Consider the following 11444-nt stretch of genomic DNA (forward strand, 5'->3'; position numbering starts at 1 on the left):
GCTTATGTCCTGTCACGCCGCGCCATGCCGTGCAGCGTCCCGCGCATCCGTTTCGGAGCAAGTCCCGCCGGGGTGGCGACTCGCACCCGCCTCCGCTACCCAGCGGGGATGCGCCAATATCTCGACCTCATGGACCGCGTGCTCACCAGCGGTGCCGAGCAGATGGACCGGACCGGCACCGGCACGCTCTCCGTCTTCGGCGCGCAGATGCGCTTCGATCTGCGCCAGGGCTTCCCCGTGCTCACCACCAAGAAGCTGCACCTGCGCTCGATCATCATCGAACTGCTGTGGTTCCTGCGCGGCGACACCAACGTGCGCTGGTTGCAGGACCAGCGGGTGAGCATCTGGGACGAATGGGCGGACGAGGCGGGCGAGCTCGGCCCCGTCTACGGCAAGCAGTGGCGCGATTGGGAAGCGGGCGACGGTCGCCACATCGATCAGATCGCCGAGCTGATCCAGCAGATCAAGACGCAGCCTGCCTCGCGCCGCCAGATCGTCTCGGCGTGGAATCCGGGCGAGCTGCACGCCATGGCGCTCGCGCCGTGCCATTGCCTGTTCCAGACGCATGTCGCCAACGGCCGGCTGTCGCTGCAACTCTATCAGCGCTCCGCCGACATCTTCCTCGGCGTGCCGTTCAACATCGCCAGCTATGCGCTGCTCACCCACATGCTCGCGCAGCAATGCGGGCTGGAGGTCGGCGAGTTCATCTGGACCGGCGGCGATTGCCACCTCTACACCAACCACCTCGACCAGGCGCGCCTGCAGCTGACCCGCCAGCCCGGCCCGCTGCCCCGCCTCGAAATCCGCCGCACGCCCCCCGCGATCGACCAATATTTATACGAAGACTTCGTGCTGCACGATTACGCGGCGCAACCGCATATCAAGGCGGCCGTCTCCGTATGATCACCTTCCACCTCGCGCGCGCCGACAACGGCGTCATCGGCCGCGACGGGCAGCTTCCCTGGCGGCTGCCCGCCGATCTGAAGCGCTTCAAGGCGCAGACGATGGGCCGCGCGATGGTGATGGGGCGCAAGACGTTCGAAAGCTTCCCGTCGCCCTTGCCGGGCCGCCGCCACATCGTCCTGACCCGCGACCCCGCCTGGACCGCCGAGGGCGCCGAAGTGGCGCACACCCCCGCCGCCGCACTGGCACTGGCGGGCGAGGACGTCGCGATGATCGGCGGCGCAGAGGTCTTCGCGCTGTTTCTCCCCCAGGCCGACCGCATCGAACTCACCGAAGTCCACGGCGACTACACCGGCGACGCCACCGTCCCCCCGTTCGTCGGCTGGCGAGAGGTGGTCCGCGAGGATCACCCCGCCGAGGGCGACCGCCCCGCGTACAGCTTCGTGACGCTCGTCCGCCCCGACGCGGCGCACTGAAGGCACCGCCATCGCTTGACGCGGCGGCGATCCGTTTCCACTGGTAGCCGGTGGGTCATTCACGCGCTTCGTGCGTTGGGAGTGGCTGCCTCTTGCCTCGCTTCGAAAACGGTGCCCCGACCCGATGACCGACATTCCCAACACCCAGCCTGACAGCCGCGAAACCACGATCCTCGACGCCCCCGACAAGATGGTCGGCGTCCGCGACCTGTTCGGCATCGACAGCGACATGGAAGTGCCGGCGTTCAGCGAGGCGGACGAGCGCGTCCCCGATCTCGACCCCGCCTATGTCTTCGATCCCGACACGACGCTGGCGGTGCTGGCGGGCTTCGCCCACAACCGCCGCGTGATGGTGCAGGGCTATCACGGTACCGGCAAATCGAGCCACATCGAACAGGTCGCGGCGCGCCTCAACTGGCCGTGCATCCGCATCAACCTCGACGCGCATATCAGCCGCATCGACCTGATCGGTCGCGACGCGATCGTGCTGAAGGACGGCCAGCAGATCACCGAATTCCGCGAAGGCCTGCTCCCTTGGGCGCTGCAGACGCCGACCGCATTGGTGTTCGACGAATATGACGCCGGCCGCCCCGACGTGATGTTCGTCATCCAGCGCGTGCTGGAAACCGAAGGCAAGCTGACGCTGCTCGACCAGAATCGCGTCATCCGCCCGAACAAATGGTTCCGCCTGTTCGCGACCGCCAATACGGTCGGCCTCGGCGACACGAGCGGCCTGTATCATGGCACGCAGCAGATCAACCAGGGCCAGATGGACCGCTGGAACATCGTCGTCACGCTCAACTATCTGCCTGCCGCGACCGAGGCGCAGATCGTGCTCGCCAAGTCGGGCGAATACGACAAGCCCGAAGGCAAGAAGCAGGTGGATAACATGGTCCGCGTCGCCGACATGACGCGCAAGGGCTTCATCAACGGCGACATCTCGACCGTCATGAGCCCGCGCACCGTCATCACCTGGGCGCAGAACACGCTGATCTTCGGCGACGTCGGCTTCGCGTTCCGCCTGTCGTTCCTCAACAAGTGCGACGAGAACGAACGGCCGCTGGTGGCGGAATATTACCAGCGCGTCTTCGGCAAGGACCTGCCGGAGAGCGTGGTGGGGAAGGCTTGACGGCCGGCGTGTCGAACGAAACCCCTCTCGACCAGTTCAAGGCGGTCCTGTCCGGCACGGCGCGGGCGATCGCGGAGGAGCCGGAGGTAGAACTCGCTTTTACCGCGGATGCGCCGTCACAATCGGGCAAACATATCAAGATTCCGATGCCCGCGCGCGCGCTGCCGGCGGAGCAGGTGGCGGAGGCGCGTGGCTTCGCCGACGGGTTCGCGCTGCGGCTGAAGCACCACGACAGCGCGATGCACCTGCGCCATGCCCCCGCCGAGGCGGTGGCGCGGGCGGTGTTCGACGCGGTCGAGGGTGCGCGCGTCGAGGCGCTGGGCAGCCGCGGCTATGCGGGCATCGCCGACAATCTGGGCCATGCGCTCGACGTGCGGCTGCGCGCCGATCCCATTACCCGCGCCCGCACGCGCGAAGAGGTGCCGCTGTCGACCGCGCTGTCGCTGATGGTGCGCGAGGCGCTGACCGGCCAGCAGGCACCCGCCGCCGCCGCGCCCGGCCTGGCGCTGGTGCGCGACTGGATCGAGCAGCGCACCGATCTGTCCGGCCTCGCGCTCGCGCTTGATGACCAGCGCGCCTTCCAGTCCCTCGCGATGAAGATGCTCGCCGAGCTGGAGCTGATCGAGGGCGAGGTGAAACCCGAGGAAGCGGACGACGGCGGGTCGGAGGACGAGGGCACCGACGACCAGCAGCAGGACGAGGGTGAGGACAGCGAGGACGAAGACGCCGGCCAGGGCGAAGGCCAGGTCGACGCGCGCGGCGAACAGCAGCAGTCGGACAGCGACGATAGCGAGGGCGAAGAGTTCGGCGAGGACTCGATGGACGACCTCGACGGCGAGGCGGGCGAGGATGGTGACGACGGCACGCAGCCCGTCCGCCCCAACCGGCCTAGCGGCGACTATATGCCGCAGTTCGATTACAAGCCGTGGACGACGCAGTTCGACGAAGTCATCGCGGCAACCGATCTGTGCGACGCGGACGAACTGGCGCGGCTGCGCGGTTATCTCGACCAGCAACTGGCGCATCTGCAATCGGCGGTGTCGAAGCTCGCCAACCGGTTGCAGCGCCGGCTGATGGCGCAGCAATCGCGCAGCTGGGACTTCGACCAGGACGAAGGGATGCTCGATGCCGCGCGGCTCGCCCGCGTCGTCGTGAACCCGACGCAATCGCTGAGCTACAAGATCGAGCGCGAGACCGACTTCCGCGACACCGTCGTCACCCTGCTTATCGACAATTCGGGCTCGATGCGCGGCCGCCCGATCGGCATCGCTGCGATCAGTGCGGACATCCTCGCCCGCACGCTGGAGCGCTGCGGCGTGAAGACCGAGATCTTGGGCTTCACCACCCGCGCCTGGAAGGGCGGGCAGAGCCGCGAGACGTGGCTTGCCGCCGGGCGCCCGCCGCAGCCGGGCCGCCTCAACGACATCCGCCACATCGTCTACAAAAAGGCCGACGAGCCGTGGCGGCGCGCGCGCAACAACCTCGGCCTGATGATGCGCGAGGGGCTGCTCAAGGAAAATATCGACGGCGAGGCGCTGCTGTGGGCGCACAACCGCCTGATCGCGCGGCCCGAGGATCGCCGCATTCTGATGGTCATCAGCGACGGCGCGCCGGTCGATGATTCGACGCTCTCGGTCAATTCGGGCAGCTACCTCGAACGGCACCTCCGCCAGGTCATCGGCTGGATCGAGGGCAAGAGTCCGGTCGAACTCGTCGCCATCGGCATCGGGCACGACGTCACGCGCTATTACGCACGCGCCGTCACGATCATGGATGCCGAACAGCTGGGCGGCACGATCATCGAACAGCTTGCGGCGCTCTTCGATACGCCGTGAGGATGGCCGGGGGAGGGCATTCCGGCCTTGGATCGAGCGCGGCGTCGCAGCCGCGCTGGTGATCCTGCGGGCTTGGCGGCTGTGCCGTCGCTGATGATCGCGTTCGTCGGCCTGTTCGCCTTCGATGCACCCGACGCGACGACCCACAGCTTTCCCTATGCGATGGCCGTGCTGTATTTCTCGGCACCGCTGCTCGTCGCGACGGGCGGCGTCCTCGCGTTGTCGAGCGTGGTCGCCCCGGACTGGCGGCGAACCGCATCCGCCGTCGCCTGTCTGACGTTTCCGGTGGGTGTGCTGCTGTGGTCCGGGACGTTGCTTCGGCACTAACGGTATGACGGACGGTCAGCCCGGCAAGCGCCAGTGGACGGAGCGGGCGTAAACGCCGGCCGTCGGCTGGCCCTGCGCGTCCGTTGCGGGCTGGAAGTGTGCGCGGCGGGACAGGCGCTGGCAGGTGCCGGTGTCGAGGTCGGGGAAGCCGCTGCTCTGGTCGATTCGGCAGCCGGTGACGCGGCCCTGCGCGTCGACGGCGAGTGTTACGGCGACATCGCCTTGCTCGCCCATGCGCATCGCGGCGGGGGGATAGTCCATGGCGCCAACCCACGATGCCGGGTCTTCTGCCGGCTGTGGTGGGCGGGCGTGGTGGCGGGCAAGGGCCGGTTGGGCGCAGGCGACGGCGATCAGGGCGGCAGGCACTATCCGGTAACGCATGGTCGATCCTCGTCTGGTGCGGCGGATGGGGACGCACGCGTACCGCCGACGGCGCCCAAGCCGTAGCCACTCCGGCTTACGATTGGCTGACGGTTTGGAGGATGGGGACGCCATCGGCGCGGTGCGATTTCGGGTGGCTCATGCTCCGGCGATTGCCCATAATCGGCTCCAGGGGGCGGACGATCCCCGCGGGAGACGGCGGCATGCGCAAATGGCTGATCGGCGGCGGTGTGATCCTCGCACTGGCACTCGCCGGCTTTTTCGGCATCGCGCCGGTATTGATCGACCGATCGATGAACCGCGTCATACCCGTGCCGATCCGCGTCACACCGCAGGCCCGCGCGCTGCACCGTACGCTCGCCATCGCGGACATGCATGCCGATACGTTGCTGTGGCGCCGCGACCTGCTCGATCGCGCCTCGCGCGGTCAGGTCGACCTGCCGCGGTTGCAGGCGGGCAATGTCGCGCTCCAGGTGTTCTCGTCGGTCACCAAGACGCCCAAGCACCAGAATTACGACGCCAACGGCGCCGACACCGACAACATCACCTTGCTCACGATCGCGCAGATGCAGCCGCCGCGCACCTGGGGGTCGCTGCTGCAACGCTCGCTATGGCATGCGGAAAAGCTGGACCGCGCCGCTGCGGCATCGGGGGGACAACTGCGCCTGGTGCGCGCGCCCGCCGACGTCGATCGCCTGCTCGCCGATCGCAAGGCGTGGACGCAATGCTATGGCGACCATTGCCTCACCGCCGCGCCGGTCGGGGCGATGCTGTCGATCGAGGGGTTGCAGGACCTCGAAGGGCGGCTCGACAATCTCGATCGCCTGTACGCGGCGGGCTTCCGCATGGCGGGGATGGCGCATTTCTTCGACAATGACGTCGCGGGATCGATGCACGGCATCGCCAAGGGCGGCCTGACGCCGTTCGGCCGACAGGTGATTGCGGCAATGGAAGCGAAGGGCATGATCGTCGACGTCGCGCATGCCAGCCACGCCGCGGTCGCCGACATCCTGCGCGTCGCCAGGCGCCCCGTCGCCTCCAGCCATGGCGGCGTGCAGGCGACTTGCCGCGTCAACCGCAATTTGACCGACGCGGAGATCAAGGGCATCGCCGCGACCGGCGGGGTCGTCGGCATCGGCTATTGGGACGCGGCGGTCTGCGCGACCGATCCCGCCGCCGTCGCCCGCGCCATCGCGCATGTCCGCGACCTCGTCGGCGTCGACCACGTCGGCCTCGGCTCCGATTTCGATGGCGCAGTGACGACCGGGTTCGATACCAGCCAGCTCGTCGGGATCACGCAGGCGCTGCTCGATCGCGGCTTCACACCGGATGAGATCGCCAAGGTGATGGGAGGCAACGTGCTGCGGCTCCTGCGAAACGGTCTTGCGCCCGCTCTTGCTCCGGGGGCGCCACGGTCCTAGGGCGCGCATGACATGGAGCGGCTGGACGGCGGCTCGACGGTGCCGCCGCATCTGGCCGGGGGGATCGTCGCGCTCGGCAATTTCGATGGCTTTCACCTCGGGCACCAGGCGGTGGTCGGGCGGGCGGTCGCGCGGGCCCGGGCCGAGGGGCGGCCGGCGCTGGTCGCGACCTTCGATCCGCACCCCGTCCGCCACTTCCGCCCCGACACGCCGCCCTTTCGCCTGACCACGCTCGACCAGCGCGAACGCCTGTTCGCCGCGGCGGGGGTGGATGCGATGGTCGTCTTCGCCTTCGACGCGGCCCTGGCGGCCTTGTCAGCAGAGGCCTTTGCCGAGCGGCTGGCGGCGCGGTTGCAGGTGGCGGGCGTCGTCACCGGCGAGGATTTCACCTTCGGCCAGGGCAAGCGCGGCGACGTCGCGATGCTGGCGGCGCTCGGCACGGTGCACGGCTTTACCGCGGAAACGGTCGGCGCGGTCACGCTGGACGGGGAGACGGTGTCGTCCAGCCGCATCCGCGCGTTGCTGCGCGCCGGCGATCCGCGCGGCGCCGCACGCCTGCTCACCCGCCCGTTCGCGATCGAAGGCACCGTGCAGCACGGCGACAAGCTCGGCCGGACGATCGGCTATCCCACTGCCAATCTCGACATGGGCAAATATCTCCGCCCCGCCTACGGCATCTATGCCGTCACCGCGCGATTGCCCGACGGGCGCCGCGTGCAGGGCGCCGCCAATCTCGGCATCCGCCCGACCTTCGATCCGCCCAAGGAATTGCTCGAACCCTATTTCTTCGACTTTTCCGGCGACCTGTACGGTCAGACCATCGAGGTCGCGCTGATCGACTATATCCGGCCCGAAGCGAAGTTCGACAGCCTCGACGCGCTCACCGCCCAGATGGAGGCGGATTGTGCCGAGGCGCGGGCGCGGCTCTCCGCTGGGGCCCGAGCATTGTGAATGACACGTTCACACCTTGCCGCTAAGCCGTAACGACCTATGAGCGACACGCCCGACACTGCCAAAGATTGGCGCGACACCGTCTTCCTGCCGAAGACCGACTTTCCGATGAAGGCGGGCCTCGCCGCGAAGGAGCCCGCGATCCTGGAACGCTGGGCGCGGATCGGCGTGTACGATCGCCTGCGCGAACAGCGTAGGGGCCGGGATTTGTTCGTTCTTCACGACGGTCCGCCCTATGCCAACGGCGACATCCACATGGGCCACGCGATGAACAAGGTGCTGAAGGACATCATCGTCCGCAGCCAGTCGCTGATGGGCAAGGATGCCCCCTATGTGCCCGGCTGGGACTGCCACGGCCTGCCGATCGAATGGAAGGTCGAAGAGGCGTATCGCGCCAAGAAGCAGAATAAGGACGAGGTGCCGGTCGCGCAGTTCCGCGCCGAATGCCGCGCCTATGCCGATCAATGGGTGGGCGTGCAGCGCGACCAGTTCCAGCGCCTTGGCGTGATGGGCGACTGGGCCGACCCCTATCTCACGATGAATTACGACGCCGAGGCGACGATCGTCGGCGAGCTGCTGAAATTCGCCGAAAGCGGCCAGCTGTACCGCGGCGCCAAGCCCGTCATGTGGTCGCCGGTCGAAAAGACCGCGCTGGCCGAAGCCGAAGTCGAATATGAGGACATCGTCTCGACCCAGATCGACGTCGGGTTCGAGATCGACCATGCGCCCGAAGCCGACATCCTGGTCGGCGTGACCGCGGTCATCTGGACGACGACGCCGTGGACGATTCCCGTCAACCAGGCGCTCGCCTATAATCCGGCGCTCGATTACATCCTCTTCGGCTGCGGCGGCCGGCGGTTCCTCGTCGAGGAAAACCTGATGGGTGCGTTCATGAAGCGCACTGGCCTGAAGATGGAAGAGTTCATCGCGCTGGTGAAGGGCGCGGTGCTGGAAGGCGCGACGGCGAAGCATCCGATGCATGGCCTCGGCGGCTTCTTCGCCAAGCCGCGGCCGTTCCTGGCGGGCGAGTTCGTGACGCGCGATGCCGGCACCGGCCTCGTCCACATGGCGCCCGATCATGGCGAGGACGACTTCCTGCTGTGCAAGGCGCATGGCATCGACCCCGTCTTCGCGGTGGATGGCGCGGGCATGTACCGGCCGGACTGGGCATGGCTCGGCGGGCAGGGCAGCGTCATCAACAAGAAGTTCACCAGCGCCGAAGGCCCGATCTGTTCGGACCTGCGTGCGGCGGGTGCCCTGCTGTCGGCGAGCGACGATTTCGCGCACAGCTACCCGCATTCGTGGCGGTCGAAGGCTAAGGTGATCTTCCGCGCGACGCCGCAATGGTTCATCCCGATGGACCGCGCGATCCTGAACGACGGCGAGGGCCGCGCCAGCAACGGCGCGACGCTGCGCGAGACCGCGCTCGATGCGATCGAGCATACGCGCTGGGTGCCCGAACGCAGCCGCAACCGCATCCGGTCGATGGTGGAGGGGCGCCCGGATTGGGTGATCAGCCGCCAGCGCGCCTGGGGCGTGCCGATCGCGCTCTACGTCAACCGCGCGACCGGCGACTATCTCAACGATCCCGCGGTCAATGCGCGCATCGTCGCCGCCTTCCGCGATGGCGGTGCGGATGCGTGGTTCACCGCAGACCACCAGACGCTGCTCGGTGCCGATTACGACCTCGCCGACTTCGAACCGCAGAACGACATCCTCGACGTGTGGTTCGACAGCGGCTCGACGCACGTCTTCACCGTCGAGGCGCGCTACGGCGCCGACGTGCGCGCGAACCTGTACCTCGAAGGCAGCGACCAGCATCGCGGCTGGTTCCAGTCGTCGCTGCTGGAAAGCTGCGGAACGCGCGGCCGTGCGCCCTATGACGCGGTGCTGACCCATGGCTTCGCGCTCGACGGGCAGGGGCGCAAGATGTCGAAGAGCCTCGGCAACGTCGTCGACCCGCTGAAGGTGATCGGCGAAAGCGGCGCGGACATCCTGCGCATGTGGGTCGCCTCGACCGATTATTTCGACGACGTGCGCATCGGCAAGGAAGTGCTCGGCACCGCCAGCGACGGCTATCGCAAGCTGCGCAACACCTTCCGCTACCTGCTCGGCGCGCTCGATGGCTTCACCGAGGCGGAGCGTGTGCCGGTCGAGGCGATGCCGGAGCTGGAACGCTACGTCCTCACCTTGCTCGGCCAGCTCGACATGGACCTGCGCGAGGCGGCGGAGGCGTATGAGCTCAACCGCTACCTGCGCCGCCTGACCGATTTCGCGAACGAGGACCTGTCGGCCTTCTTCTTCGATATCCGCAAGGATTCGCTCTATTGCGATGCGGCGACCGACCCCAAGCGCCGTGCCTATCGCACCGTATTGGACGTGCTGTTCCACGCGCTCGTCCGCTATGCCGCGCCGATCCTGTGCTTCACCGCAGAAGAAGTGTGGCAGGCGCGCTTCCCGAGCGAGGACGGGTCGGTGCATTTCCTCGAATGGCCCGAGCTGCCCGCGCTGCCGGGTGACGAGCCGCTCGGCACCGACTGGGCCGACGTCCGCTCCTTGCGTGCGAGCGTCACCGAAGCGATCGAGCCGCTGCGCCGCGAAAAGAAGGTGAAGTCTAGCCTGGAAGCCGAAGTGACCGTGCCCGAGATGCCGCTCGACGCGGCGGCGCTCGCCGAGACGTTCATCGTCGCGCGGGTGAGTGAGGGCGACGAGGTGACCGTGACGCGCACCGACTATCACAAATGCGGCCGCTGCTGGCGCCACCTGCCCGAGGTCGCGGTGGATGGTGACCTGTGCGCGCGGTGCGAGAGCGTCGTCGGTCATGCGTAACCTGCCCGTCTCCGGCCTGGTCACCGCCGCGCTGCTCTTCGTCGCTGATCAGGCGTCGAAGTTTGCGATCACCGACGTCTTGCGGCTCAACGATCTGACCGCCGAACGCTACGTCACGCCGTTCTTCAACCTGCGGTTCGTCGCCAATCACGGCATTTCGCTGGGGTTGCTCCACGCCGACACCAACACGATGCGCTGGGCTCTCGTCGCGATGACCGGTGCGATTGCCGTCGCCGTGGCGATCTGGATGACGCGCGAGCCGGCGCGGCCCGACCGCGTCGCACTGGGCGCGATCCTGGGCGGCGCGCTGGGCAATATCGTCGACCGCGTGCGCTTCGGTTACGTCGTCGACTTCGCCGATCTGCACTTCGGCGATTGGCGCCCGTTCCTCGTCTTCAACGTCGCGGATGCCGCGATCACCCTCGGCGTGCTGGTGCTGCTTGTCCGCGCGCTCCTGATGCGCGACAAGCGCGACATTCCCTCGGAGAATCCCCATGCGTAAGTCAGTTCCGATTCTCGCCGGCCTCGCCTGCGTCGTTCTCCTCTCGGGCTGCGGCAAGCGCGGCTACGACCGTGCGCGTCCCGACGAATTCGCCGTCGCGCGCCAGGCGCCGCTGGTGATCCCGCCCGATTTCGCGCTGGTCCCGCCGCAGCCGGGCGCCGCCCGCCCGCAGGACAATCAGGCGACCGCGCAGACGCTCGACGCGCTGTTCGGCGGCAACACGGCCCGCAGCGCCGCGGAGAATGGCGTCGTCAACCAGGCCGGCGGCGACGCGGCGGATGCCGGCATTCGTTCCGAGGTCGGCGATCCGCAGACCAACGTCGTCGACAAGGGCGCGACGACGCGCGACATCGTGGCCGCCCCCGAAGGCGACGGTCAGGACGCGCGTGCGGCGGCGACCAAGAAGTAAGGTTTTCCCCGAGTCCGGGACACGCTGCCCGACCGTCGATAGGATCGACGGTCGGGTAAGTCGTTTGAAGGGCGGCCGGAGTCGCCGACGCCGTCCTACATCTGGCCATTCCGCTATGGAGCGGGACGGCTTCAGATCAGTCCGTCATGGCAAGCGCAGCGAAGCCATCCAGAGCCGGACCAGGACGCCCTGGATCGCCGCGCTACGTTCGCGATGACGGCTCAGGTTCGGCCGGACGTCACTCCGCCGTGGTGCGGACCGACGAACCGGTCCGCCCTTTG

Annotated in this window: 11 protein-coding genes; 10 read left to right on the forward strand and 1 reads right to left on the reverse strand. The window is 67.9% G+C overall.

The features are described from left to right. Positions 1-108: 108 nt before the first annotated feature. From A7E77_RS09715 to A7E77_RS17945, 5 genes are all read left to right on the forward strand, one after another. Positions 109-903 (forward strand): thymidylate synthase, encoded by a 795-nt coding sequence (locus A7E77_RS09715; protein ID WP_063687573.1) that lies wholly within the window; start codon positions 109-111, stop codon positions 901-903. Further along, positions 900-1379: a dihydrofolate reductase gene (locus A7E77_RS09720; RefSeq protein ID WP_063687575.1), complete on the forward strand. Its 480-nt coding sequence runs from the start codon at positions 900-902 to the stop codon at positions 1377-1379. The genes A7E77_RS09715 and A7E77_RS09720 overlap by 4 nt, the downstream gene beginning before the upstream one ends. Before the next feature lie 124 nt (positions 1380-1503). Beyond that, complete coding sequence (gene cobS / locus A7E77_RS09725; protein ID WP_017977566.1) at positions 1504-2508, forward strand: cobaltochelatase subunit CobS; 1005 nt, start codon at positions 1504-1506, stop codon at positions 2506-2508. Between the two features lie 8 nt (positions 2509-2516). After that, positions 2517-4343, forward strand: coding sequence for a cobaltochelatase subunit CobT (cobT, locus tag A7E77_RS09730; RefSeq protein ID WP_063687577.1), 1827 nt, complete (start codon positions 2517-2519; stop codon positions 4341-4343). A 93-nt stretch (positions 4344-4436) separates the two neighbouring features. After that, a complete protein-coding gene (locus A7E77_RS17945; RefSeq protein WP_192930047.1) occupies positions 4437-4670 on the forward strand; it encodes a hypothetical protein in 234 nt (77 codons plus the stop codon). 15 nt (positions 4671-4685) lie between these two features. On the opposite strand, the gene A7E77_RS17950 is transcribed toward A7E77_RS17945, so the two are convergent. Beyond that, positions 4686-4931 (reverse strand): energy transducer TonB, encoded by a 246-nt coding sequence (locus A7E77_RS17950; protein ID WP_018250520.1) that lies wholly within the window; start codon positions 4929-4931, stop codon positions 4686-4688. Positions 4932-5254: 323 nt separating this feature from the next. On the opposite strand from A7E77_RS17950, the gene A7E77_RS09740 reads away from it, so the two are divergent. Genes A7E77_RS09740 through A7E77_RS09760 form a run of 5 tightly spaced genes read left to right on the forward strand, consistent with a single transcriptional unit; the run spans position 5255 to position 11163 of the window. Beyond that, positions 5255-6472: a dipeptidase gene (locus tag A7E77_RS09740; RefSeq protein WP_063687579.1), complete on the forward strand. Its 1218-nt coding sequence runs from the start codon at positions 5255-5257 to the stop codon at positions 6470-6472. 12 nt (positions 6473-6484) lie between these two features. Then, positions 6485-7423 (forward strand): bifunctional riboflavin kinase/FAD synthetase, encoded by a 939-nt coding sequence (locus tag A7E77_RS09745; protein WP_063687581.1) that lies wholly within the window; start codon positions 6485-6487, stop codon positions 7421-7423. Positions 7424-7462: 39 nt separating this feature from the next. Further along, entirely contained in the window at positions 7463-10252 is a 2790-nt protein-coding gene (gene ileS, locus A7E77_RS09750) for an isoleucine--tRNA ligase (RefSeq protein WP_063687583.1), read from the forward strand. Further along, the gene (lspA, locus tag A7E77_RS09755) at positions 10245-10754 is read left to right on the forward strand and encodes a signal peptidase II (RefSeq protein WP_063687585.1); all 510 of its coding nucleotides are present in this window, start codon (positions 10245-10247) and stop codon (positions 10752-10754) included. The genes ileS and lspA overlap by 8 nt, the downstream gene beginning before the upstream one ends. Beyond that, positions 10747-11163, forward strand: a complete 417-nt coding sequence (locus A7E77_RS09760) for a DUF3035 domain-containing protein (RefSeq protein WP_017977575.1) — start codon at positions 10747-10749, stop codon at positions 11161-11163. The genes lspA and A7E77_RS09760 overlap by 8 nt, the downstream gene beginning before the upstream one ends. Positions 11164-11444 lie beyond the last annotated feature (281 nt).

The organism is Sphingomonas sp. NIC1 (assembly GCF_001638925.1).
Lineage (GTDB): Bacteria > Pseudomonadota > Alphaproteobacteria > Sphingomonadales > Sphingomonadaceae > Sphingomonas > Sphingomonas aquatilis.

What these genes read in the sequence shown, in the direction of transcription:
- A7E77_RS09715 (WP_063687573.1), top strand. Translation starts at nt 109, where the DNA reads ATGCGCCAATATCTCGACCTCATGGACCGCGTGCTCACCAGCGGTGCC.
- A7E77_RS09720 (WP_063687575.1), top strand. Translation starts at nt 900, where the DNA reads ATGATCACCTTCCACCTCGCGCGCGCCGACAACGGCGTCATCGGCCGC.
- cobS (WP_017977566.1), top strand. Translation starts at nt 1,504, where the DNA reads ATGACCGACATTCCCAACACCCAGCCTGACAGCCGCGAAACCACGATC.
- A7E77_RS17945 (WP_192930047.1), top strand. Translation starts at nt 4,437, where the DNA reads ATGATCGCGTTCGTCGGCCTGTTCGCCTTCGATGCACCCGACGCGACG.
- A7E77_RS17950 (WP_018250520.1), bottom strand. Translation starts at nt 4,931, where the DNA reads ATGGACTATCCCCCCGCCGCGATGCGCATGGGCGAGCAAGGCGATGTC.
- A7E77_RS09740 (WP_063687579.1), top strand. Translation starts at nt 5,255, where the DNA reads ATGCGCAAATGGCTGATCGGCGGCGGTGTGATCCTCGCACTGGCACTC.
- A7E77_RS09745 (WP_063687581.1), top strand. Translation starts at nt 6,485, where the DNA reads ATGGAGCGGCTGGACGGCGGCTCGACGGTGCCGCCGCATCTGGCCGGG.
- ileS (WP_063687583.1), top strand. Translation starts at nt 7,463, where the DNA reads ATGAGCGACACGCCCGACACTGCCAAAGATTGGCGCGACACCGTCTTC.
- lspA (WP_063687585.1), top strand. Translation starts at nt 10,245, where the DNA reads ATGCGTAACCTGCCCGTCTCCGGCCTGGTCACCGCCGCGCTGCTCTTC.
- A7E77_RS09760 (WP_017977575.1), top strand. Translation starts at nt 10,747, where the DNA reads ATGCGTAAGTCAGTTCCGATTCTCGCCGGCCTCGCCTGCGTCGTTCTC.